This is a genomic window from Nocardioides sp. WJ219, from assembly GCF_058559815.1.
The window spans coordinates 743346-766729 of record NZ_JBZUJV010000001.1; the positions used below are offsets into that span (position 1 = coordinate 743346).

At 73.2% G+C, this 23384-nt stretch carries 23 protein-coding genes; 18 read left to right on the top strand and 5 right to left on the bottom strand.

Annotation, left to right across the window (positions count from 1 at the left end; translation table 11 throughout):
• The first annotated feature begins 21 nt into the window (after positions 1-21).
• The 3 genes from AC4MBH_RS03645 to AC4MBH_RS03655 are packed head-to-tail and all read left to right on the top strand — an operon-like array spanning position 22 to position 3421.
• Positions 22-1113, top strand: coding sequence for a thiamine pyrophosphate-dependent enzyme (locus AC4MBH_RS03645; RefSeq protein ID WP_491792974.1), 1092 nt, complete (start codon positions 22-24; stop codon positions 1111-1113).
• Positions 1110-2096 (top strand): alpha-ketoacid dehydrogenase subunit beta, encoded by a 987-nt coding sequence (locus AC4MBH_RS03650; RefSeq protein ID WP_491792975.1) that lies wholly within the window; start codon positions 1110-1112, stop codon positions 2094-2096. The genes AC4MBH_RS03645 and AC4MBH_RS03650 overlap by 4 nt, the downstream gene beginning before the upstream one ends.
• Positions 2093-3421, top strand: a complete 1329-nt coding sequence (locus AC4MBH_RS03655; protein ID WP_491792976.1) for a dihydrolipoamide acetyltransferase family protein — start codon at positions 2093-2095, stop codon at positions 3419-3421. The genes AC4MBH_RS03650 and AC4MBH_RS03655 overlap by 4 nt, the downstream gene beginning before the upstream one ends.
• A 40-nt stretch (positions 3422-3461) precedes the next feature.
• Here the strand turns inward: AC4MBH_RS03655 and paaZ are convergent, their stop codons facing one another.
• Entirely contained in the window at positions 3462-5498 is a 2037-nt protein-coding gene (gene paaZ, locus AC4MBH_RS03660) for a phenylacetic acid degradation bifunctional protein PaaZ (protein ID WP_491792977.1), read from the bottom strand.
• Between the two features lie 102 nt (positions 5499-5600).
• Between paaZ and AC4MBH_RS03665 the strand changes: the two genes are divergently transcribed.
• The 4 genes from AC4MBH_RS03665 (at position 5601) to AC4MBH_RS03680 (ending at position 9439) form a co-directional block, all read left to right on the top strand.
• Positions 5601-6779, top strand: coding sequence for a thiolase family protein (locus AC4MBH_RS03665; protein WP_491792978.1), 1179 nt, complete (start codon positions 5601-5603; stop codon positions 6777-6779).
• Positions 6776-7516 (top strand): enoyl-CoA hydratase/isomerase family protein, encoded by a 741-nt coding sequence (locus tag AC4MBH_RS03670; protein WP_491792979.1) that lies wholly within the window; start codon positions 6776-6778, stop codon positions 7514-7516. Before AC4MBH_RS03665 ends, AC4MBH_RS03670 begins: the two co-directional genes overlap by 4 nt.
• Positions 7513-8355: a 3-hydroxyacyl-CoA dehydrogenase family protein gene (locus AC4MBH_RS03675; protein WP_491792980.1), complete on the top strand. Its 843-nt coding sequence runs from the start codon at positions 7513-7515 to the stop codon at positions 8353-8355. The genes AC4MBH_RS03670 and AC4MBH_RS03675 overlap by 4 nt, the downstream gene beginning before the upstream one ends.
• 115 nt (positions 8356-8470) lie before the next feature.
• Positions 8471-9439 (top strand): aldo/keto reductase, encoded by a 969-nt coding sequence (locus AC4MBH_RS03680; RefSeq protein ID WP_491792981.1) that lies wholly within the window; start codon positions 8471-8473, stop codon positions 9437-9439.
• 51 nt (positions 9440-9490) lie between these two features.
• Here the strand turns inward: AC4MBH_RS03680 and AC4MBH_RS03685 are convergent, their stop codons facing one another.
• Positions 9491-10399, bottom strand: a complete 909-nt coding sequence (locus AC4MBH_RS03685) for a LysR family transcriptional regulator (RefSeq protein WP_491792982.1) — start codon at positions 10397-10399, stop codon at positions 9491-9493.
• Positions 10400-10490: 91 nt separating this feature from the next.
• On the opposite strand from AC4MBH_RS03685, the gene AC4MBH_RS03690 reads away from it, so the two are divergent.
• From AC4MBH_RS03690 to AC4MBH_RS03705, 4 genes are read left to right on the top strand one after another with little or no spacing between them, the layout of a single operon-like run.
• Positions 10491-11930, top strand: coding sequence for an amidase (locus AC4MBH_RS03690; RefSeq protein ID WP_491792983.1), 1440 nt, complete (start codon positions 10491-10493; stop codon positions 11928-11930).
• 1 nt (position 11931) lies between these two features.
• Positions 11932-12798 carry an inositol monophosphatase family protein gene (locus AC4MBH_RS03695; RefSeq protein WP_491792984.1) on the top strand — a complete coding sequence of 289 codons (867 nt, stop codon included), beginning with the start codon at positions 11932-11934 and terminating at the stop codon, positions 12796-12798.
• Positions 12795-13433: an NADPH-dependent F420 reductase gene (locus AC4MBH_RS03700; protein WP_491792985.1), complete on the top strand. Its 639-nt coding sequence runs from the start codon at positions 12795-12797 to the stop codon at positions 13431-13433. Before AC4MBH_RS03695 ends, AC4MBH_RS03700 begins: the two co-directional genes overlap by 4 nt.
• Positions 13430-14734, top strand: a complete 1305-nt coding sequence (locus AC4MBH_RS03705) for an amidase family protein (RefSeq protein ID WP_491792986.1) — start codon at positions 13430-13432, stop codon at positions 14732-14734. Before AC4MBH_RS03700 ends, AC4MBH_RS03705 begins: the two co-directional genes overlap by 4 nt.
• Before the next feature lie 58 nt (positions 14735-14792).
• Here the strand turns inward: AC4MBH_RS03705 and AC4MBH_RS03710 are convergent, their stop codons facing one another.
• Positions 14793-15590: an enoyl-CoA hydratase-related protein gene (locus AC4MBH_RS03710; protein ID WP_491792987.1), complete on the bottom strand. Its 798-nt coding sequence runs from the start codon at positions 15588-15590 to the stop codon at positions 14793-14795.
• A gap of 193 nt (positions 15591-15783) precedes the next feature.
• Here AC4MBH_RS03710 and AC4MBH_RS03715 point away from each other — a divergent pair, with 193 nt between their 5' ends.
• From AC4MBH_RS03715 to AC4MBH_RS03735, 5 genes are all read left to right on the top strand, one after another.
• A complete protein-coding gene (locus AC4MBH_RS03715; RefSeq protein ID WP_491792988.1) occupies positions 15784-16608 on the top strand; it encodes an ABC transporter ATP-binding protein in 825 nt (274 codons plus the stop codon).
• Positions 16609-16670: 62 nt separating this feature from the next.
• Positions 16671-17546 (top strand): ABC transporter permease, encoded by an 876-nt coding sequence (locus AC4MBH_RS03720; protein WP_491792989.1) that lies wholly within the window; start codon positions 16671-16673, stop codon positions 17544-17546.
• Positions 17543-18628, top strand: coding sequence for an ABC transporter substrate-binding protein (locus tag AC4MBH_RS03725; protein WP_491792990.1), 1086 nt, complete (start codon positions 17543-17545; stop codon positions 18626-18628). Before AC4MBH_RS03720 ends, AC4MBH_RS03725 begins: the two co-directional genes overlap by 4 nt.
• Positions 18625-19950, top strand: a complete 1326-nt coding sequence (gene paaK, locus AC4MBH_RS03730; RefSeq protein ID WP_491792991.1) for a phenylacetate--CoA ligase PaaK — start codon at positions 18625-18627, stop codon at positions 19948-19950. The genes AC4MBH_RS03725 and paaK overlap by 4 nt, the downstream gene beginning before the upstream one ends.
• 2 nt (positions 19951-19952) lie before the next feature.
• Entirely contained in the window at positions 19953-20381 is a 429-nt protein-coding gene (locus AC4MBH_RS03735) for an SRPBCC family protein (protein WP_491792992.1), read from the top strand.
• Positions 20382-20481: 100 nt separating this feature from the next.
• Here the strand turns inward: AC4MBH_RS03735 and AC4MBH_RS03740 are convergent, their stop codons facing one another.
• A complete protein-coding gene (locus AC4MBH_RS03740; RefSeq protein ID WP_491792993.1) occupies positions 20482-20724 on the bottom strand; it encodes a hypothetical protein in 243 nt (80 codons plus the stop codon).
• A 204-nt stretch (positions 20725-20928) separates the two neighbouring features.
• On the opposite strand from AC4MBH_RS03740, the gene AC4MBH_RS03745 reads away from it, so the two are divergent.
• Positions 20929-21258, top strand: coding sequence for a hypothetical protein (locus tag AC4MBH_RS03745; protein ID WP_491792994.1), 330 nt, complete (start codon positions 20929-20931; stop codon positions 21256-21258).
• Positions 21259-21352: 94 nt separating this feature from the next.
• Here AC4MBH_RS03745 and AC4MBH_RS03750 read toward each other — a convergent pair whose 3' ends face one another.
• Positions 21353-22192 (bottom strand): NAD-dependent epimerase/dehydratase family protein, encoded by an 840-nt coding sequence (locus AC4MBH_RS03750; RefSeq protein WP_491792995.1) that lies wholly within the window; start codon positions 22190-22192, stop codon positions 21353-21355.
• A gap of 169 nt (positions 22193-22361) precedes the next feature.
• Between AC4MBH_RS03750 and sigJ the strand changes: the two genes are divergently transcribed.
• Complete coding sequence (gene sigJ, locus AC4MBH_RS03755) at positions 22362-23276, top strand: RNA polymerase sigma factor SigJ (RefSeq protein ID WP_491793059.1); 915 nt, start codon at positions 22362-22364, stop codon at positions 23274-23276.
• Positions 23277-23384 lie beyond the last annotated feature (108 nt).

The following is a 23384-nucleotide window of genomic DNA, read 5'->3' on the forward strand; positions in this document are numbered from 1 at the left end:
CCGCACGAGCAGGATCACGACATGACACGCGACCCGGGTGCCCTGCTGCCGTCGGCCGTGCCGGTGATGCTGATCGATCGCCAGGGGACCGCCACCGGCCTGGCCGGCCACGACGTGCCCGACGACGCCACGCTGCTGGCGGCGTACGGCGCGCTGGTCGCGGCCCGCCGCCTCAACGACCAGGCCTACGCGCTGGTGCGCCAGGGACGGCTCGCGGTCTACCCGTCCTCGCACGGCCAGGAGGCCTGCCAGGTCGCCGCGGCGCAGGTGCTCGGCGCCGACGACTGGCTCTTCCCGACCTACCGCGACACCGCCGCCGCGGTCGCCCGCGGCGTCGACCCCGTCGAGGTGCTGGTGCTGCTCAAGGGCGACTGGCACTCGGGCTACGACCCCTACCAGGCCAAGGTCGCGCCACAGGCGACCCCGCTGGCGACCCAGCTGCTGCACGCGGTCGGGGTGGGCCACGCCGCCAGGCTGCGCGGCGAGCCCACCGTCGTGATGGCCCTGTGTGGTGACGGCGCCACCAGCGAGGGCGACTTCCACGAGGCGCTCAACTTCGCGGCGGTCTTCCAGGCGCCGGTCGTCTTCCTCGTCCAGAACAACGAGTACGCGATCTCGGTGCCGCTCGCACGCCAGTCGGTGGCGCCGTCGCTGGCCCACAAGGGCGTCGGGTACGGCGTGCCGGGCGAACGCGTCGACGGCAACGACGTCGCCGCCCTGCTGGCCGTGCTCGGCACAGCGGTCGCGCGGGCCCGCGCCGGGGAGGGCCCACAGCTCGTGGAGGCCCACACCTACCGGATGCAGGCCCACACCAACGCCGACGACGCCACCCGCTACCGCCAGGACGACGAGGTGGCGGCCTGGGTCGAGCGCGACCCGATCGTGCGCGCCGAGGCCTACCTGCGCGCCCGCGGTGCCCTGGACGACGAGCGGGCGGCGGCGTACGCCGAGGAGGCCGAGCGCATGGCCGCCCACGTGCGCAACGGGCTCAACCGCGATGTCGAACCCGTCCCCGACGACCTCTTCGACTTCGTCTACGCCCGCCGTACGCCGCAGCTGGAGGAGCAGGCCGCGCTCGTCGCCGACGAGCTCGCCCGGGACGACGCGTCGTGACCCACGAGAAGCTCACGATGGCCCAGGCCCTCAACCGGGCCCTGCGCGACGCGATGGCCGAGGACCCCTCGGTGCTCATGTTCGGCGAGGACGTCGGCCCCCTCGGGGGCGTGTTCCGGATCACCGACGGGCTCACGGCCGAGTTCGGCGACGAGCGCTGCTTCGACACCCCGCTCGCCGAGGCCGGCATCGTCGGGCTCGCCGTGGGCCTGGCGATGAACGGGATGCGGCCCGTCGTCGAGATGCAGTTCGACGCGTTCGCCTACCCGGCGTTCGAGCAGGTCGTCAGCCACGTCGCCAAGCTCCGCAACCGCACCCGCGGCGCCGTGAGCGTGCCGATGGTGATCAGGGTGCCGTACGCCGGCGGGATCGGCGGCGTGGAGCACCACTGCGACTCCTCCGAGGCCTACTACGCGCACACGCCCGGCCTCCACGTGCTGGCGCCGGCCAACGCGGCGGACGCCTACGGGCTGCTGCGCGAGGCGATCGCCTCGCCCGACCCGGTCGTCTTCCTCGAGCCCAAGAAGCTCTACTGGTCCAAGGAGGAGGTCGACCTCTCCGTTCCGGTGCCGGGCATCGGGAGCGCCGCCGTCGTGCGCGAGGGCACCGACGCCACCCTCATCGCCTATGGGCCGTCGGTGCCGACGGCGCTCGAGGCCGCTGAGGTGGCCGCCCAGGACGGGCGCAGCCTGCAGGTGGTCGACGTCCGCTCGATCGTGCCGTTCGACGACGCGACCGTGTGCGAGGCCGTGCGCTCCACCGGTCGCGCCGTCGTCGTGGCCGAGGCCGTGGGCTTCGCCAGCGTGGCGTCGGAGATCGTTGCTCGCGTCACGGAGCGATGCTTCCACTCACTCGCCGCGCCGATCCGGCGGGTGACCGGCTTCGACATCCCGTTCCCGCCACCCAAGCTGGAGCACCTCCAGCTGCCGGGTGTGGACCGCATCCTGGACGCGGTCGACGACCTCCAGTGGGAGGACTCGTGACCACCTCGACCGCGCAGGTCTTCCTGCTACCGGACCTCGGCGAGGGCCTCACCGAGGCAGAGGTCGTCGGCTGGCTGGTCGCCGTCGGCGACGAGATCGTCGTCGACCAGGCGGTCGTCGAGGTCGAGACCGCCAAGTCGCTGGTCGAGGTGCCCTCGCCGTACGCCGGACGGGTCGCCGTCCTGCACGGCGCCGCGGGCGAGACCCTCGCCGTCGGCACGCCGCTGATCACCGTCGACGCCGCGACCGGCCCCGCCGACGAGGCGGAGGTCTATCGCGAGGAGGAGAGGGCCGGCTCCGGCAACGTGCTGATCGGCTACGGCACGCCCGAGGGCGGTGGCGCGCGCCGCCGTCGTCGTCCGCGAGCAGCGGTGACCGCCCCGACGGCCGTGCCGGCCCCGGCGGCCGCGCCCACCCCAGTCCCGCCCGCCGCCGGCCGCCGCCGGCCGCCGCGGGTGGTCTCGCCGCTCGTGCGCCGGATCGCGGCGAACGCCGGCGTCGACCTGCACTCGGTCACCCCGAGCGGTCTCAACGGCATCATCGTCCGCGCCGACGTCGAGCGCGCGATCGCCGAGCAGGCCGCTCGTCCCGCCGTACCCGTCGATTCCCCGGGACCTGTCGGTCGGGTCAGCGGCGAGGGGGAGCGGGTCCCGCTCAACGGGTTCCGCAGGGCGGTCTCCGCCGCCCTCTCGCGGAGCCGGGCCGAGATCCCCGAGGCGACGGTCTGGGTCGACGTCGACGCGACCCCGCTGTGGGAGCTGCGCGAGAGCGCCCGCACCGCTGCGGACCCCGGGCCCGGGATCCTCGCCTACCTGGCCCGGTTCGTGGTGGCGGCACTGCGCGAGTACCCCGTGCTCAACTCGCGCCTCGACACCGAGCGCCAGGAGATCGTGCTCAGCGACACGATCGGGCTCGGCATCGCCGTGCAGGCCGAGCGCGGCCTGGTCGTGCCTGCCGTGCTGCGGGCGGAGACGATGACGACCAGCGACCTCGACGGCGCCATCCGGGACCTGACCGCCCGCGCCCGCGAGGGTCGCGCGACCGCGGAGGAGATGACCGGGGGGACGTTCACCCTCAACAACTACGGCGGGTTCAACGTCGACGGCAGCGCCGCGATCATCCACCACCCGCAGGTCGCGATCCTCGGGTTCGGCCGGATCATCGACCGGCCCTGGGTGGTCGACGGTCAGGTCGTGCCGCGCAAGGTCACCCAGATGTCCTTCGTGTTCGACCACCGCGTGTGCGACGGGGGGACGGCCGCCGGGTTCATGCGGCGCGTCGCCGACGCGGTCGAGAACCCAGCGGCGGCGATCGCGCGGCTCTGAGCGTGCCCCGGGACCCGGCCGACCGGGTCCCGAGGAGGTCTCAGCGGTCCCACTCCTTGGCGACGAGCGTGAGCACGTCGTAGGTGGCGACCCGGTCGCCGTCGGCGTTGGTGACGACCGCGTCCCACCGGACCTCGCCGTAGTCGGCGCCGGACCGCGGGGTGATCTGCTTGACCGTCAGCGTGACGGCGATCGAGTCGCCGGCCTTGACCGGGGTCAGGAAGCGCAGGGAGTCGACGCCGAAGTTGGCCAGGACCGGCCCCGGCGCGGGGTCGACGAACAGGCCCGCCGCGAGGGAGACCACGAGGTAGCCATGGGCCACGATGCCGCCGAAGAGGGGGTTCTGCCGGGCGGCCGCCTCGTCGGTGTGGGCGTAGAAGGTGTCGCCCGTGAACTCCGCGAAGTGCTCGATGTCCTCGAGGCTGACGGTGCGCGCGGCCGAGGCGACGGTGTCGCCGATCGCCAGCGTGGCCAGGCTCTTGCGGAACGGGTGCACCCCGTCGTCGTGCCGCTGCGAGCCGGTCGTCCACCGGCCCGTGATCGCGGTCATCATGTCCGGGGACGCCTGGATCGCGGTGCGCTGCATGTGGTGCAGGACGCCGCGGACGCCGCCCAGCTCCTCGCCGCCGCCGGCGCGCCCGGGGCCGCCGTGCACGAGGACGGGGAGCGGCGACCCGTGGCCGGTGGACTCCGCCGCGTCGTCGCGGTCGAGCACCAGCACGCGCCCGTGCCACGGCGCGACGCCGAGCACGACGGTGCGGGCGACGTCGGGGTCGTGGGTGACCAGCGAGCCGACCAGGGAGCCCCGCCCCCGGGCCGCGAGCTCGACGGCCTCGGTCACGGAGTCGTAGGTGAGCACGGTGCTGACCGGGCCGAACGGCTCGACGTCGTGCGCCTCGACCGCGCCCCTCGGCGCACGCAGCAGGACCGGCGACATGAAGGCGCCGCGCTCGGCGTCGCCGTCGACGACGTCCACGCGGTCGGGGTCGCCGAAGACGACCTCGGCCGACGCGCGCAGCTGCTGGACGGCCTTGCGCACCTCGTCGCGCTGCTCCAGCGACGCCAGGGCTCCCATGCGCACGTCCTCGTGAGCGGGGTTGCCGACCGTGGTCCTCGCCAGCCGCGCCGAGATCGCCTCGACGACCGCGTCGGCCATCGCGGCCGGCACGATCGTGCGTCGGATCGCCGTGCACTTCTGCCCGGCCTTGACCGTCATCTCGGCCACGACGCCCTTGACGAACAGGTCGAACTCCGGGTCGTCGGTCGTCACGTCAGGACCGAGGATCGAGCAGTTGAGGGAGTCGGCCTCGACCCCCAGTCGGACGCCGCCGTGCAGGACGTTGGTGTGGTTGCGCAGCATCCCCGCGGTGTGCGCCGAGCCGGTGAAGGCGACCGAGTCCTGCACGGTGAGCTCGTCGAGCAGACCGGACGCGCTGCCGGACAGCAGCTGGAGCGTGCCCTCGGGGAGGATGCCCGACGCGACGATCCGGCGTACGGCGAGCTCGGTGAGGTAGGCGGTCTGGCTGGCGGGCTTGACGATGGTCGGCAGGCCGGCGAGGAACGCCGGGGCGAGCTTCTCGAGCATGCCCCAGACGGGGAAGTTGAAGGCGTTGATCTGCACCGCGACGCCGGGGCGGGAGGTGTGGACGTGCTGGCCGACGAAGGCGCCGGTCCTGCCGAGACGCTCGAGCCCGCCGTCGAGCACGACGGTGTCGTCGGGCAGCTCGCGGACACCCTTGCTGGCGTAGCTGAAGAGCGTGCCGATGCCGCCGTCGATGTCGACCGCCGAGTCGCGCGTCGTGGCGCCGGTCCGGAACGACAGGGCGTAGAGGTCGTCCTTGTCGGCCATCAGGTGCTTGGCCAGCACCTTGAGCAGGGCGGCGCGCTCGTGGAAGGTCAGCGCGCGCAGGGCCGGACCGCCGACGGTGCGGGCGTGGGTCGTCATCTCGCCCAGGTCGAGCCCGGTCGCGGAGATCCGGGCCACCTCCTCGCCGGTCGCGGCGTCCAGCAGCGGGCTCCCCTCGTCGGTGGCGCGGTACCAGCGGCCGGCGGCGTAGGACTCCAGAAGTCTCGACACGGGCAGTCTCCATCTCTTGTCGCCGAGCCGTTGCGCCCGGCTCGGATCGTGTGCCACGCTAATACAGACCGGTCGGTCAGTAAATAGACACGAGAGGCCGCCATGTCCCACGCCTTCCTGATCGACGGTGCTCGCACGCCGATCGGCCGCTACGGCGGCGCCCTGGCCCGTGTCCGCCCCGACGACCTCGCGGCGCTCGTCGTGGCCGAGGCCGTACGCCGGGCGGGCGTCGAGCCTGGCCTCGTCGAGGAGGTCGTCCTCGGCGCCGCCAACCAGGCCGGCGAGGACAACCGCAACGTCGCGCGGATGGCGGCGCTGCTGGCCGGCCTCCCGCACACGGTGCCGGGGTTCACGGTCAACCGGCTGTGCGCGTCGGGGCTGACCTCGGTGGCGACCGCGCGGCAGCTGATCGCCGCCGGCGACGCGGACCTCGTGGTGGCAGGGGGCGTGGAGTCGATGACCCGCGCGCCGTGGGTCATGGAGAAGCCGGCCAAGGCCTTCGCCAAGCCGGGCACGGTCGTGGACACCTCGATCGGCTGGCGCCTGGTCAACCCGCGCTTCGACGCCGACACCACGCTCTCGATGCCCCAGACCGCCGAGCGGGTGGCCGAGCAGTGGGGACTGACCCGCGACGAGCTGGACACCTACGCCGTCCGCTCGCACCAGCGGGCCGTCGACGCCATCGCGGCCGGCCGCTTCGACGCGGAGATCGTGGCCGTGCCGGTGCGCACGGGCGAGGTCGGCGTCGACGAGGGTCCGCGCGCAGACACCAGCCTCGAGGCGCTGTCGGCGCTGCGCCCCGTCAACGGCCCGGGTGGACTGGTCACGGCGGGCAACTCCAGCTCGCTCAACGACGGCGCCGCCGCGGTCGTCGTGGCCAGCGAGCGGTTCGTCGAGCAGCACGGGCTGACGCCGCGGGCGCGGATCGTCGCCTCCGGCACCGCGGGCGTCCCGCCCGAGGTGATGGGCATCGGACCGGTGCCGGCCACCCGGGTCGCGCTCGAGCGGGCCGGCTGGTCCGTCGACGACCTGGACGCCGTCGAGCTCAACGAGGCTTTCGCCTCCCAGTCGCTGGCCTGCATCCGCGACCTCGGGCTCGACGAGGACGTCGTCAACGCCGACGGGGGAGCCATCGCCCTCGGTCACCCGCTCGGCGCGTCGGGCACCCGCATCCTCCTCACCCTGCTCGGCCGGCTGGAGCGCGCGGACGCGCGGCGCGGACTGGCGACCATGTGCGTGGGCGTCGGCCAGGGTGCTGCACTGCTGCTGGAGCGGCCATGAGCGTCCTCCTCGTCGAGGAGCGCGACGACCGCGTCGTCCTGCGGCTCAACCGGCCCGAGGTCCGCAACGCCATCGACCGCGAGCTGGTCGACGCCCTGCACGCCGCGTGCGCGCTGCTCGAGGAGCACCCCCGTGTCGCCCTGCTGACCGGCGAGGGCGGTTCGTTCGCGGCGGGGGCCGACATCGGGCAGCTCCGGGAGCGACGCCGCGAGGACGCCCTGCGCGGCATCAACTCCAGCGTCTTCGACCGCGTGCAGCGGCTGCCGATGCCGGTGATCGGCCTGCTCCGGGGTCACGTCCTCGGCGGCGGCGCCGAGCTCGCCTACGCCTGCGACTTCCGGATCGGCACGCCCAGCACCCGCATCGGCAACCCGGAGCCGGGGCTCGGCATCCTCGCCGCGGCCGGTGCCTCCTGGCGCCTGCGCGAGCTGGTGGGCGAGCCGCTCGCCAAGGAGGTCCTGCTCGCCGGCCGCGTGCTCGACGCGGCCGAGGCCCACGCCGTACGGCTGCTCAACGAGGTCGTCGAGCCCGACGACCTGCTGGCCGCCGGGCACCGGTGGGCCGACCGGATCGCGCGCCAGGCGCCGCTGGCCGTGCGGCTGACCAAGGCCGTCTTCCACGCGCCGCGCTCGGCCCACCCGCTGCTCGACGACGTCGCCCAGGCCGTGCTCTTCGAGACCCAGGACAAGCACGACCGGATGACGGCGTTCCTCGAACGCCGCAAGGAGAAGCCATGACCCTCCCGCACCACGTCGGCGTCTACGGCGGCGGCCGGATGGGCGCGGGCATCGCCCATGCCTTCCTGGTCGCCGGCTCGGGCGTGGTGGTCGTCGAGACCGGTGACGTCACCGCGGCCGCGGCCCGCGAGCGCGTGGCCACGAGCCTCGCGCGGGCGTCGGAGCGGGGCCTGCTGAGCGAGCCGGTCGACGACCTCGTGGCCCGCCTCGAGGTCACCACCGACGCAGCCCGGCTCGTCGGCGCGGGTCTGGTCGTGGAAGCCGTGCCCGAGGACGCCGGTCTCAAGGCGACGGTGCTGGCGGTCGTCGAGCAGGCCGCCCCCGACGCGGTGCTGGCCACCAACACCAGCTCGCTGTCGCTGGACGGGCTCGCGTCCGGCCTGAGGGCGCCGGAGCGCTTCCTCGGCCTGCACTTCTTCAACCCCGTTCCCGCCAGCGACCTGGTGGAGATCGTCGTCGGTCCCCAGACCGACGCGCGCCTGGTGGCCGAGGCGCAGGGGTGGGTCGTGGCGCTCGGCAAGACCGCCATCACCGTCACCGACTCGCCCGGCTTCGCCAGCAGCCGCCTCGGCGTCGCGATCGCGCTCGAGGCGATGCGGATGCTCGAGCAGGGAGTGGCGAGCGCGGACGACATCGACACCGCCATGACGTTGGGCTACCGCCACCCGGTCGGACCGCTGCGCACCACCGACATCGTCGGTCTCGACGTACGACTCGCCATCGCCGAGCACCTCGCTCGCGAGCTCGGACCGAGGTTCGAGCCGCCCCGGGTGCTCCGCGACCTGGTCGCCGCGGGGCACCTCGGACGCAAGACCGGGCGGGGCTTCTACGCCTGGTAGCCGCTTCCTGCGGAGTGCGTCCGATGCACTTCAGGGATGCGAAGGTTGCATTTGTGCGCGTATCGGGGGACCCCTACGGTCGAGGCGGACATCCGCCCGACAGAGGAGCAACCCCATGCGACGAGTACCACTCGGCCAGTCATCGATCACCGTCAGCGAGTTCGTGTTCGGGGCCGGGTCGATCGGAGGCGTGGGCACGTCGACCGCGACGCGCGGTCGCGGCATCTCGCCGGAGGAGGGCATGGCTCGCCTCGACGAGGCCTGGGACGCCGGCATCCGGCTCATCGACACGGCCGACGCCTACGCGGGGGGGCAGAGCGAGAAGACGGTGGGCGAGTGGCTGCAGAACCGGCCGGTCGCGGAGATGCTGGTGTCGACCAAGGTCGGCCTGGTCAGCCGGCCGGACGGCACGCGCGGGTTCGACAACTCCGCCGAGCACGTCCGGCGCCAGCTCGACCAGTCCCTCGAGCGCCTGGGGAGGGTCGACCTCTTCCTCTCCCACGCTCCCGACCCGGTCACGCCCCTCGAGGAGACCGTCACCGCCTTCGCCGAGGCCCAGGACGCCGGACGGATCCAGGGCTACGGACTGAGCAACGTCAAGGCCGACCGCCTGACCGCCGTGCTCGAGGTGGCCGACCGCCTGGGTGCACCCCGGCCGGTGATCGTGGAGAACCGCCTCAACCTGCTCGACCGTGCGGACGAGGCCGAGGTGCTGCCGATCGTGATCAGCGAGGGGATCGGCTACACGCCGTTCTCGCCGCTCGCCGGCGGCGTGCTCTCCGACCGCTACCTGGACGGCGCGCCCCCCGAGGAGGGCAGCCGGATCGCGGTGGCCGGCGAGATGTACTACACCGGCTTCTACACGCCCGAGAACCTCGAGCGGGTCGCCCGGCTCCGCGCCGTCGCCACCGAGCAGGGGACCAGCGTCTCCGGGCTGGCGCTCGCCTGGCTGCGGGACCACCCGGGGGTGACCGCGCCGATCGTCGCGCCGAGCCGCGCGTCGCAGTGGGACGCGGTGCACGAGGCGGTCCGGGTCCGCCTGGACGAGGAGACCCACGAGCGCATCTCGCAGATCTTCGTCTGACGGCCTGACGGCCTGACGGCCTGACGGCCTGAGGGCCTGACGCCTGCGCCCTCAGGTCGGCCGGTCGTAGAGGTCGGCGAACGCCTCCCGGACGACCCCACGCATCCAGGCGTGCGCCTTGTCGTTGTCGTAGCGCTGGTGCCAGGCGAGGTAGAGGGGCACGGCCGGGATGTCGAGCGGGATCGGCTTGGTGCGCAGGCCGAGCAGCACGACGGTCTCGTGGCACATGTGCTGCGGTACGGCGACGACGAGGTTGCTGTGGGCGACGAAGTACAGCGCCGCCGTGCTGGTGGGGGCGGAGGCCACCACGCGGCGAGGCGACCCGAGCTCGGCGAGCCCGCCGTCGACCGGGTCGCTCAGCCGGCCCCGCCGCGAGACGATGACGTGGTCGGCGCGGGCGAACCGCCGTACGGTCATCCGGCCGCGGTAGAGCGCGTTGTCGGGTCGCATGGCGACGACCAGCTCGTCCTCGCCCAGCAGCTCGGAGCGGATCTCGGGCAGCTCCGGCTCGGTGGACTGGATCTCGAGGTCCACCGCGCCGTGGCGCAGGTCGTTGGTGTCGCCGCTCGGCTCGGCGAGCAGCCGCAGCGAGACCAGCCGCGCCTGCTGCTGCACCGAGTCCAGCAGCCTCGGGCCGATGGCGACGGTGACCGCGTCGTGACCGCGGAGGGTGAAGACCCGGTCCAGCGACGCGAGGTCGAGCTCGCGCTCCGGGGCCAGCGCTGCCCGGGCCCGCTGCACGAGGTCATGGACCTCGCCCTGGACCGCGAGGGCGTGCGGGGTCGGGGTCATCGTGCGGCCGGTGCGCACCAGGATCTGGTCCCCGGTGGCCCGGCGGATCCGGCCCAGGGTGCGGCTCATCGCGGGTGCCGAGAGGTGGAGGCGCTCGGCCGCCCCCGCCACGCTGCCCTCCTCCAGGAGGGCGTCGAGGGCGGTGAGCAGGTTCAGATCCAAGTGCACGGCGGTAAACCTAGGCGTACCAAGGATGCACTGGCAAGTCATCCCCACGCGTCCTACGTTCGTCTCCACACCCGATGAGAAGAGGAGTTCCGTGGAGATCTGGCAGCTGACGGCGACCGCCGTGGCGGGCGCCCTGCGCACGGGAGCGCTGTCCTCCGAGGAGGTGACCCGGGCCGTCCTCGATCGCGTGGACGACGTCAACCCGACGGTGAACGCCCTCGTCGAGGTGCACGCCGAGACCGCGATGGCCCGGGCCCGCCTGGCCGACGAGCAGCGCCGCAGCGGCGAGGTCCTCGGGCCGCTGCACGGCGTCCCGCTGACCACCAAGGTGAACACCGGTGTCGAGGGCCTCCCGACCACCGACGGGGTCGCGGCGTACGCCGACCACCTCGCGACCGAGACCGACCCCCAGGCCGCGAGCCTGCTCGCGGCGGGCGCGGTCCTCGTCGGGCGCACCAACTGCCCGCCCTTCGCCACCCGGTGGACCACCGAGAGCGACTTCTACGGCGCCACCCTGAACCCCTTCGACCCGGCCGTGACCCCGGGCGGGTCCAGCGGCGGTGCCGCCGCGGCCGTGGCCACCGGGATGGGCTTCCTCGCCCAGGCCAACGACATCGGCGGCTCCATCCGCTACCCCGCCGCCTGCTGCGGCGTGGTCGGCCTCCGTCCGAGCCCCGGACGCATCCCGTCGTGGGCAGGCTCGCCCTCGTTCGACCCGCCGATGTCGGTCCAGGCCTTCGTCGCGCAGGGGCCGATTGCCCGCACCGTGGCGGACCTGCGCCTGGGCCTCGCCGCCATGGAGCGCTTCGACCCGCGCGACCCCCGCGCCGTCGCCGGCGCGAGCCGCATCCCCCGCACCCCCGGCCGCCCCCGCGTCGCCGTCGTCACCGACCCCGGACCGGGCGACGTGCTCAGCGGGGCCACCGGCGCCGAGACGGCCGCCGCCACCCGGGTCGCCGCCGACTGGCTCTCCGACGCCGGGTACGACGTGGAGGAGGTGTCGCTGCCGATCCTCGGCGAGGCGTCCCGGCTCTGGTGGCAGCTCGCGCTGACGGAGTTCGCGGTCGCCCTCAAGGCCGAGGTCGCCCGCGTGGCCGAGCCCGGCTACCGCGCCTTCTTCGACCTGATGTACGACGTCTACGACCGCGAGGTCGGCACCGTCGACCTCCCGCAGTTCATCGCCGGGTGGTCGCGGCGGGGGATGCTCCAGCGCGAGCTGTCCGTCTTCATGGACCGCTACCCCCTGGTCCTGACGCCGGTCTCCGGTGAGCCGCCGTTCCCGATGGGCGCCGACGCCGAGTGCGTCGACCGGTCCGCGGAGCTGATGGGGCACCAGTGGCCGTCGATGTCGGTCGCGATGCTCGGGGTCCCCGCGCTGGGGATGCCGGCCGTCGCCAGCGACGGAGCGCCGCTGGGCGTGCAGGTCGTCGGCCGGCCGTTCGAGGAGGACGCCGTCCTGGCAGCGGGCGAGGTCATCGAGTCCCGACTCGGGGTACTCACCCCGCTCAACCCACGCCCCGGAGGTAGCTGACGTGTCCACGCACCCCAACCCGGCCCTCGAGGAGGACCGGGCGCTCCTCCCCGGCCTGGTCGCGGCCGTGCAGGAGGCCGGCCGGGCGATGGTCGCCCGCCAGCCCGGACGACCCGAGTTCGAGACCCGCGACGACGTGGTCGCCGCCATCTACGCCAACGACGACGCGTCGCTCGCCGTGCTCAGGCCGCGACTGTCCGCGCTGCGGCCCGACGCCGGCTGGGTCGACGACGAGCTGGAGGCCGGCCTCCTCCCGCCCGGGGAGTGGTGGGTCGCCGACCCCGTCGAGGGCAACATCAACCACGCGCACGGACTGCCCGACTGGGGCGTCACCGCCACCCTGGTGCGCGACAACGTCCCGGTGGTCACCGCGGTCCACCTCCCCCTCACCGACGAGACCTACACCGCCGTGCTCGGCGGGGGAGCCGACGTCGATGGCCGGCCCCTGGTCCCGTCGGCGAAGCGCGAGCTGACCGCCGCCATGGTCGGCACGGGGCAGGCGGCGCCCGGCGAGTCGCCCGAGGTCTTCGACCGCATCGGCACCTCCAGCACCCTGATGCTCGACCACGCGATGGTCCTGCGGGTCTCGGTGCCCGCGACGCTGCAGCTGATCCAGGTCGCCGCCGGCCGGATGGACGCGTTCTGGCAGTTCAGCCAGGTCCGCTCCGGCCTGCTCGCCGGGGCGCTCATCGTGGCGGAGTCGGGGGGCGTCGTCACCGACACCCGCGGCCTGCCGTGGAACCTCGGCAGCCCGGACTTCCTCGCCACCACCCCTCGTCTGCACCCCGCCGCGGTCGAGGTCCTCTCGACAGTCCCGCAGGTCAGTCCCGACCAGCGCGAGCTCACCCACAACAGGAGAACCCCATGACCAGCATCGCCATCCTCGGCTCCGGCCGCGTCTCGCACGCCCTCGCCGACGGTCTCACCGCCGCGGGCCACGACGTCCACATCGGCAGCAGGGACCCCGAGGCCTCCGCCGCCTCCTGGAAGGACTCCTCGGTCACCGTGGAGGACGTCGCCGGCGCCATCTCGGCCGCCTCGGTCGTCGTCAACGCCACCCCGGGCGACTCCTCCGTCGAGCGCCTCGGCCAGCTGGCGGCCGAGCTCGACGGCAAGGTCCTGGTCGACGTCGCCAACGCCACCGTGCGTGGCGGGGCCGGACAGCCCGGCGGGCTGCTGTACCCCACCGGCAGCCTCGCCGAGGAGCTGCAGGCGGCGCTCCCGGGCGTGCGGGTCGTCAAGACGCTCAACACGATGCTCTTCACGGTCATGGTCGCCCCCGACAGCCTGTCCGCAGCACCCACCGCCTTCCTCTCCGGCGACGACGAGTCGGCCAAGGCCGAGGTGCGGGGCCTGCTGGGCGACCTCGGCTGGCCGGAGGACCAGGTCCTGGACCTCGGTGGCGTCGCGTCGGCGCGCGGGCCCGAGGCGATGATCCTGCTGGTGCCCCACATCATGCAGGCTCGGGGGATGATGCCCTTCGCCCTCACCGTCCTGTCATGACCGAGCCGGGTCGCCGGCTCACGGCTGCTCGCGACGCCGCCCTGGCGAGCACGGACTCCCACGGCGTGTTCATCGACGTCCACGACGCCGACCGCCTGGAGTCCCTCGACGGCTCCGGCGAGCTCGCCGGCGTCCCGTTCGCGGTCAAGGACAACATCGACGTCGGGGGCACCCGGACGACGGCAGGCAGCCCGCTGTTCCGCGACCACGTGCCCGACGCCGACGCCGGCGTCGTCGCCGCGCTGCGCGAGGCCGGCGCCGTCGTCATCGGCAAGACCAACATGCACGAGCTCGCCTTCGGGATCACCTCCAACAACACCGCCTTCGGCCCCGTGCGCAACCCGGTCGATCCGACGCGGGTGGCGGGCGGCTCGAGCGGGGGGAGCGCCGCGGCGGTCGCCCTCGGCGTCGTCCCGTTCAGCCTCGGGACCGACACCGGCGGCTCCGTCGTCGTCCCCGCCGCGTTCTGCGGCGTGGTGGGGTTTCGGCCGACCACCGGCAGGTACCCGGGGGACGGGCTCGTCAACCTCTCCTGGACGCGGGACACCGTCGGCGTCCACGCCCTCGCGGTCGCGGAGGTCCAGCGGGTCGACCGCGTGATCACCCGGCAGCCCGCCGTCGCTGAACCGGGGCTGGACGGCCTCCGGCTCGGCGTGCTGCGCTCGCGGACGGACGACCTCGAGCCGGCCGTCGCGGAGGCGACCGAGGCCGCCCTCGCCACCCTCGCGCAGCACGGGGTGCAGCTGGTCGACGTGGAGGTCACCGACGACCTCGCGATCGGCGGAGGGCCGGGGCTCGCCATGGTGCTCTACGAGGCCGCCCGGTTGCTGCTCGCCCGTGCGACGGCGGTCGATCGCCGGTTCGGGACGTTCGGCGACCTGGTGCCCGAGCTGGCCTCGCCCGACGTCCGCGGCCTGGCCCAGCACATCGCCGAGCAGCCCCTCCAGCCCGCGGACTACGAGGAGGCCCGACGGGCGCGACTGCGCCTGCGCCGCACCTACGCCGAGCTGTTCGAGCAGTCCGGTGTCCAGGCGCTGCTGGCGCCGTCGGTCCCGGTGCTCGCACCCCCGGTCGGCGCCGACGACGTCATCGACCTCAACGGCCGTGAGGTCCCCGTCTTCGCGACCGTCACTCGCCACACGGCTCCCGGCACGGTCGCCGGCGTCCCGATGCTCGCCCTGCCCGTCCGCCGGTCGGCCGACAGCCTCCCCGTCGGGCTGACGATGGAGGGCGCGTTCGGCGAGGACGCCGCCCTGCTTGCGCTCGGGGCCGCCGTCGAGCGGGCCCTCGGCGCGTCCTGAGCACCACGACGACGAACGCCCCGCTCTTCGAGGAGAGCGGGGCGTTCGCGCCGGGTGCCTATCGCCCGGTGTAGACGGGCTCCCGCTCCTCGCGCATCGCCGACAAGCGCTCGGCGAAGTCCTCGGTGCCCATCAGGTCGTGCAGCGCCGGCAGCTGGGCGGCGAAGACCTGGTGGGCCGGCCCCTCGAACGCCCGTCGGCCGATCCGCAGCGTCTCGCGCACGGCCAGCGGCGGGTGCGCCGCGATGGTGGTGGCGAGCGCGACGGCCCGGTCCAGCTGGGTGCCCACGGGCACCACCTCCTGGACCAGCCCGAGCCGCAGCGCCTCGGCGGCGTCCCAGTCCTCGCCGGTGAGGATCCAGCGCATCGCGTTCCCCCAGCCCACCTCCAGCGGCATCCGGACGGTCGCGCAGCCGGCTGGCGTCGTACCCCGGCTGACCTCGCCCTGACCGAAGACGCTGTCCTCGGCGGCGACCCGGATGTCGCCGGCCAGGAGCAGCTCGTGGGCCATCGCGCCCACGCGGCCCTGGACCGCCACCACCAGCGGCTTGGACAGCCGCGTGGTGGTGCCGAAGGGGTTGACCCAGCCCGGGCCGTCCGTGCTGTACCGGCGCTCGACGAGCTCGGGGAGGAAGGCCACCGGGTCCAGACCGACACTGAAATCGTCGCCGGTGCCGGCGAGCACCACCGCGCGGGTCGCCGTGTCGTGCTCGGCCCGGTGGTACGCCGCCGCCAGGGCGGCGAACGTGGGCGGGTCGATCGCGTTCGCGTGCGCCGGTCGGTTCAGCAGCACGATGGCGACCGCGCCTCGCTGCTCGTGGTGCACGGTGGTGCTCTTCTTCACGCCGCGTGCCATGGGACCTCGTCTCGTCGATGCCGGCCGACGGTCGGCGGCCCGCCCACGCTAGGGCGGGTCAGTCAGGCACTCAACTGCATGTTCGCTAAGTCGTGACTTACCTCGACGCACTCCACGGACAATGCGTCCGGGTAACTCATCTCGTACCGAGAATGCACTGGTGTGTCGTGAGTCACGAACCTAGCCTGACCGCATGCCCACTCTCTTCCGCGGCAGGTCCCGCGCCTCCGTCGTCCCGCCAGCGCCGGCCCCTGCCTCGGTCGAGCTGACCGGGGTCAGCAAGACGTTCGACAACGGCTTCGAGGCCATCGCGAGCGCCGACCTGCACGTGGCGCCCGGTGAGTTCGTCTCCATCGTCGGGGTCAGTGGGTGCGGCAAGTCCACGCTGCTGCGCATCGCCGCCGGTCTGACGCCCGCCAGCGGGGGCGAGGTGGACGTGAGCGGGCAGCCCGTCCGTGGGCCGCACCCGGGCGTGGGACTGATGTTCCAGAGCCCGGCGCTGCTGGACTGGAGGTCGGCGCTGGAGAACGTGCTCCTCCCGCTCGGCATCCACCGCCGGGTGACCGAGGCCGACATCAGGGAGGGCATGCGGCTCCTCGGGCTGTTCGGCCTCGCGGGGTCGGAGTTCAAGTTCCCGCGGCAGCTCTCCGGGGGCATGCAGCAGCGGGTCGCCCTCGCCCGGCTCCTGATGACCGGTGCCACGGTCCGGCTCCTCGACGAGCCCTTCGGCGCCGTCGACGAGCTCACCCGCGAGCACCTGAACCTCGAGCTGCTCAAGATCCACGACGCCGACACCTCGACCACGGTGCTGGTGACGCACAGCATCACCGAGGCGGTGCTGCTCTCGGACCGGGTGGTGGTGATGACGCCGCGGCCCGGCCGTACCCGCGCGGACATCGCCGTCCCGCTCCCGCGTCCACGCACCACGGAGATGATCCGGCTGCCGGGGTTCCAGGAGATCGCCGCCGAGGTGCGTCTCGCCCTGGCCGGCCGCGACGACCCGCTGAGCGCCGCATGACCGGGCAGGGCGGTCGGGCCGCGGGGGGCAGGAGCGCCGGGAGGCTGCGATGGTCGCGGATCGTGCCCCCGGCCGTGTTCCTGGTCGTCGTGGTCACGGCCTGGGAGGTGGCCACCCGCAACGAGTGGGTCAGCGCGCTCGTGCTGCCCCGCCCGGGCGACGCCGTCAGGTCCACCTACGAGCTGTTCTCGACCGGCCTGATCTGGGAGCACCTGTGGGCGACGCTCTTCGAGACCCTCGCCGGCTTCGGGCTCGCCTCGGTGATCGCCGTCAGCCTCGCGCTCGCCGCCGGCTGGTCGCCGCTCCTGCGCAGCATGATCCAGCCCTACACGGTGGTGCTCCAGGTGATGCCGATGCTCGCGCTCGCGCCGATCATCATCTCCACCTTCGGGTTCGGGTACTCGTCCAAGATCGTGGTCGCGGGACTGATCGCCTTCTTCCCGATCTTCGTCAACACGCTGACGGGCCTGCTGATGCCGGACCCGCAGACCGAGGAGCTGTTCCGCTCGCTCGGGGCCGGCCGCGCCAAGACCTTCACCTTCGTGCTGCTGCCGACCGCCGCGCCCCTGATCTTCGCCGGGCTCCGCATCGGGCTCACCCTGGCGCTGGCCGGTGCGATCGTCGCGGAGTTCGTCTCCGCCCAGAAGGGCCTCGGACTGCTGGTCCAGCGCTTCAGCTACCAGCTGAACCTCGACGACGCCTTCGCGGTCATCTTCGTCCTCACCGCGATCGGGCTCGCCCTGTACGGCGCGGTGGCCGTGGTCGACCACCTCGTCGTGTTCTGGCGACGCGACAGCGGTCTGAACTTCCGCAGCAAGGTGCGCCGCCGTCGCTACCAGCGACGTCTCGGCCACCTCGGCGCCACCGTCGACGCCCGCGCGGGCGCGACGAGCCGCGACACCGACGAGAAGCACCCCCACCTGGAGGTAGGCGCATGAGCACATCGAGATCGACCCGAGGCATCCTCGCGACGGGACTGACCATGAGCGCGGTCGTGCTGGCCGCCTGCGGAGGCGGTGGCGGGTCGGGCGCGAGCGGGGGCGGCGACTCGGGCACCATCGTCGTGGCGAGCCCCGCTCCCCACTCGCTGTTCACCTACAACGAGGTCATCGCCCGCGAGCTCGGCTTCTACGCCGAGGAGGACCTCGAGGTCGAGCTGGTGGCGATCTCCGACGCCGTCCCCGCGGCGGCGCTGGTCGAGAACGGCAAGGTGGACGCCGCCCTGATCGCCTCCAGCGACGCCCTCGCCGCGGCGGCGCGGTCCGACGACCTGCGCCTGCCCTACGACGAGCGGACGGGCGGGACCGACTTCATCTACGGCATCGTCGTCCCCGAGGAGAGCGGGACCGAGGACCTCACCGCGCTCGAGGGCGAGAACATCGGGCTGGCCTCGCCCGACCAGGACCTGGCCCTGCTCGCCTCGGCGCTCGAGCAGGTCGGGATGAGCCTCGACGACGTCACGACCACGGTGGTCGGACCCGGCGGGCCGTCGGTCGCCCAGTCGCTGGAGTCCGGGCGGATCGCGGCGTACACCGGCACCCTCCAGGACTTCGCCGCCTTCGACGAGGCGGGGCTCGAGGTCGAGAACATCATCCCCGAGGGGCTCGAGGGCATCCCGGTCGGCGGCTACGTCAGCACCGCGGAGGCGCTCGAGGGCCAGGACCTCGTGAAGTTCCTCCGAGCGCTGGCCAAGGGCACCTACGTCGCGATCGAGCGCCCCGAGGTCGCCGAGCTGGCGACCCAGGAGGTCGCGGCCGAGCAGTGGCGGGAGCCGGAGCTGGCGACGTTCCTCCTCGAGGGCCTGGCCTCCACGCTCGCGCCGTTCGACGGCACGACGTTCGGCGAGATCAAGCAGGAGCGCTGGGCCAACGCCCAGGACCTGCTCGTCCAGGTGGGGGCGATGAGCGGCGGCGCCGACCTGGAGACGTTCCTGACCGACGAGCTGATCGAGGAGATCAACGACTGGGACCGGGAGGAGGTGCTGGCCACGGCGGACGCCTGGCTGGCGGAGAACCGGTGACCCTGACCCCGATGGACCGGGCGGTGCCGGCCGCGGACCTCGACGCCGCGGAGCGGATGACGCGCGAGGAGGTCGAGGAGCTGCAGCTCGAGCGCCTCCGGGCGACGGTCGCGCACGCCTACGACAACGTCGACCTCTACCGTCGCAAGCTCGACGCGCTCGGGCTGGTCCCGGCCGACGTCCGGACCCTGGCCGACGTGCGGCTGCTGCCGTTCACCACCAAGGACGACCTCCGCTCGACCTACCCGTTCGGGATGTTCGCGGTGCCGCGGGAGCGGGTGGCGCGCATCCACGCCTCGTCCGGGACGACGGGACGGCCCACCGTGGTGGGCTACACCGCCGCCGACCTGCAGGTCTGGGCCGGGTTGATGGCGCGGTCGCTCCGCGCCGCCGGCGTGCGGCCGGGGATGCTGGTCCACAACGCCTACGGCTACGGCCTGTTCACCGGCGGCCTCGGCGCCCACGCGGGCATCGAGGCCCTGGGTGCGACCGTGGTGCCGATCTCCGGCGGGCAGACGGCGCGCCAGGCGCAGCTCATCGGCGACTTCCGCCCGGACGTCATCCTCTGCACGCCCACCTACCTGCTCACGATCGCCGACGCGCTGGAGGAGCAGGGGGTGGACCCGCGGTCGACCAGCCTGCGCCTGGCGGTGCTGGGGGCGGAGCCGTGGACCAACGAGATGCGCCGCGAGCTCGAGGAGCGCCTCGACCTGGACGCCCTCGACATCTACGGGCTCAGCGAGGTGATGGGTCCCGGCGTCGGGATGGAGTGCCTGGAGACCAAGGACGGACCGCACCTGTGGGAGGACCACTTCCTGCCGGAGGTCGTCGACGCCGCCACCGGCGAGGTGCTGCCCGACGGCGAGGTGGGGGAGCTCGTCCTCACCAGCCTGACCAAGGAGGCGTTCCCGGTGATCCGCTACCGCACCCGCGACCTCACCCGGCTCCTGCCGGGGACGGCGCGCCCGGGCATGCGGCGGATGGAGAAGGTCACCGGGCGCAACGACGACATGATCATCCTGCGCGGCGTCAACCTCTTCCCGACCCAGGTCGAGGAGGTCGTGCTGGCGATCGAGGAGCTGGCCCCGCACTTCGTCCTGGAGCTGACCCGTCCCGGCCGGCTCGACGAGCTCATCGTCTGCGTGGAGCCGCGCCCCGGCGTGGCCGACGATGCCGCGCGGCGGGCCGCCGACCGGCTGGGTCAGCGGATCAAGGACCAGGTGGGGGTCACCGTCGGCGTGCGCCGGGAGCAGCCGGGGAGCCTACCCAGGAGCGAGGGCAAGCTGGCCCGGCTCCGCGACCTGCGGCCGGGGAGGCCCTGACCGTGGCCACCCCGGACCCGTCCACCGCCTCGCCCGTCCCGCTCACCTCGGCGACCAGGTCGTCCGCGATCGCCGCGCCACCGGGCGCGGTCGTCGACCTCCTGGCCGACCCGCGGCGCCTGCCGGAGTGGGCTCCCGCGTTTGCCCTCCGGGTCGAGGACCTCGGCGACGGGGTGTGGCGGGTCTCGACGAGGCCGGACCACGGACGACGGATCCGCGTCCGACGTTCCGACGCCCTCGGAGTCGTCGACTACCTCTCGGTGGAGCGCCCCGACCTCGGGGCGTTCCTGCGCGTCCACCCGGCCGGCGACGGCAGCCTCGTGACCTTCACGATCCTGTTTCCCGGCGACACCGACCCGACCGTCGTGCAGGAGGAGATGCACGGGGTGGAGGCCGAGCTCACCGCCCTGCGCACGGTGCTCTCCCGGTGATCGCCGGTACGCGCAGGAGGGCACCGACCAAGGGCGACGCAGCACGCGCGGGCCTGCCCGGCGCGGTGTGAGGCGCCACCCAGGGCGAGACGTTGTCGAGCTACTGCCTCTCCGCACGGCGGCGGAGCGCAGTCCGCGTGGCCGCGTGCGTGCCAGCAAGAACCGATCCGCAGAGCAGCTGACCGATGCCGATCCAGAAGAGCGGCTCCCGCACGTCCAGGTGGAGCAACGCCTGGACCACGCCTACCAGGGCGAGAAGCAACCCGACGACCACGACGGACGTCTGCATGCTCGAGGAACGTTGCTCTGCCCACCACCACGGCCGCTTCTCGCCGGTGGTCATGGGCGAAGCCTAGGTCTCGCGACCCCACTCCCTCGTCGCGGCTGCCGCGCTCAGGCCTCGGCTACGACCGTCCGTCGCGCACGAATCGGCGGGAGGGCCGCCTCCGGTGTACGGCACCACACATCGCGGGGCGCACCGGTGGCCTCACAAGACCGGGTGCTGCCCGGTCGGAGAAGTACATCCGGACCAGTGGAGGAGGTTGTCGTGATCGAGGTACTGATGACCTGTCCACGGTGCGATGCGGAGATCGCCGTGGACATGGCGTCGGCCGTCCTGCGGATGGACGTGACACCGCGCGCCGAGGCCGAGCTCTTGTGCTCGTGCCCGGCGTGCGAGCTGCCCGCCACCTGGCGGATCGTCGGAGACCTCGTCGCCAAGCTGCTGTTCGTGGGGATCGAGCCGCTGCGTCTCAGCGAGCCGTCGTTGCCGGCCGACGACGTTGCCCCGGCCCTGCCGCCTCTCACCCGCGAGGACCTGCTCGACTGGCACCTGGACCTGGGGCCGATCTGGACGGTCATCCCCTGGGAGCGCTGATCCGACGGACTGCCGGGCCCGCGCGACGGCTCGGCGAGACGTCGCGGCGTACCGGGCAGCGGGCCGCCTTCCCACCGCGGCCGCAGGGGGCGTCCTACTCGGCGCCCAGCCCGGCCGCGCAGAACCCTGACCGCCACGTGCGGTAGCGGGGCTCCCAGCCCGCGGCCCTCGCCTTGGCGTTCGACGCGCCCCGGCCGCCCGAGGGCCGGGGGGACCAGACCGTCGAGCTCGGTGCAGGTGCACCGATGGCACGCGCGTAGACGGGCAACCACTCGGTCGCCGGCGCAGGTTCGTCGTCGACGATGTTGTAGACGCCCTCGGGCCAGTCGATCGCCTGGACGGTCGCCGAGACGGCGTCGTCGACGTGCAGGAAGGAGTTGACCGTGCGGGTCGCGGGAAGGAGCCCCTCAGCCACGGCCTCGGCGACCCGGCCCCCCTCGGCGTACCAGGTGCCCGGGCCGTACCACCAGCCGTAGCGCAGGATGGTCGGAGTGGCCAGGCGTCCCGCCAGCTCCTCCATCACCGCCACAGCAGACCCTTCCTCGATCGGTTCGTCCTCCTGGGCCAGACCGTGACCGTCCTCGTAGGCCCACGCGATGCTCTGGACCACGATCCGCCCGACGCCGACCCGCTCGGCGGCCGCCACGAGATTCCTCGTGCCCTCTCTCCTGATCCGCGCAGTGGCGTGGGTGTCGAAGAAGCGGAGGTCGGACAGCTGGTGCATGACCAGGTCCGGTGCCTCCGTCGAGATCAGCTCGGTGAGGAGCTCGGCGTCGTAGACGTCGACCACGACGCCCCTGCCACCCGACCCCTCGATCTGCGCGACGTTCTCGAGCCGACGCGTCGTGGCGACGACCTCGTGCCCCGCGGCGACGAGTGCGGGCACGAGTCTCCTGCCGATGACCCCGGTGCCGCCGGCGAGGAAGATGCGCATGGGTCTCCGTTCTCGGCGCCATCGATGAGGACGGCGACCGCAGCGTGCCGGGTGGGTCACCCCTACGACCTGCCACGACCTGGGAATGTGAGGGACCGCCTCACATTCCAGTCCCGCACCCGGTCGAGAGCTCAGAGGAGGTGGACGGGTGGACGACTCAGGAGACGCAGTGGGCCCTGACGCGCGGAGGACGGACGAGGCTGAGCCGGGGGCCGACGTCCTCGCCGAGAGACGGCACCTCATCTCCTTGGCGTTCCGGATGCTCGGGACCATGGCCGAGGCCGAGGACGCGGTCCAGGAGACCTACGTCCGCTGGTACCGGCTGAGCCAGGAGGAGCGGGACGCGATCGAGGTTCCTGGCGCGTGGCTGACCCGCGTGGCCAGCCGTGTCTGCCTCAACGTCCTCAGCTCTGCGCGGTGGAGGCGAGAGACCTACGTCGGACCGTGGCTGCCAGAGCCCCTACCGGCCCACGCGGCGAACGGCTTGTCGGTCGCGGCCACCAACCCGCTCGAGCAGGTCACGCTGGACGACACGGTGAGCACGGCCCTGCTCCTCGTCCTCGAGTCCATGACCCCTGCAGAACGGGTCTCGTTCGTGCTGCACGACATCTTCGCGATGCCTTTCAACGAGATCGCCGACATCGTCGGACGGACCCCAGCGGCCTGCCGTCAGCTCGCCACCTCCGCCCGACGTCGGGTCCAGAAGGGACGCGGACGTCAGGTGACCCGTGCAGAGCACGACAGGGTCGTGACGGCGTTCGCGGCCGCCATCCGGAGCGGGGACCTCGCCGGACTGATCGCTGTACTGGACGCGGACGTCACCGCCAGGTCCGACGGGGGCGGTGTCGTCACGGCCGCGCGCAAGCCCGTGGTCGGAGCACGTCGCGTCGCGAGCTTCATCCTGAGCCTGCTGGCGAACAACCGGTACGGGACGGTCGAGCAGCAGGAGACGCCGGACGGCCTCGGCTTCGTGATGTGGGACGAGGGCCGGGTCGTCGCTGTGGCCACCCTCGAGGTCGTGGACGGCCTCATCACCGAGATCCGCACGGTCAGGAACCCGCACAAGCTCACGCTCTGGAACTGAGCCCGCGGCCCCACGACGACGGGCACCTCGACGCCGACGACGCATCGTGGGTCTCGTCCCCCCAGCAGAGCGAAGACCTCCGGGCACTCAGCCCCGGAGGTCTTCGCC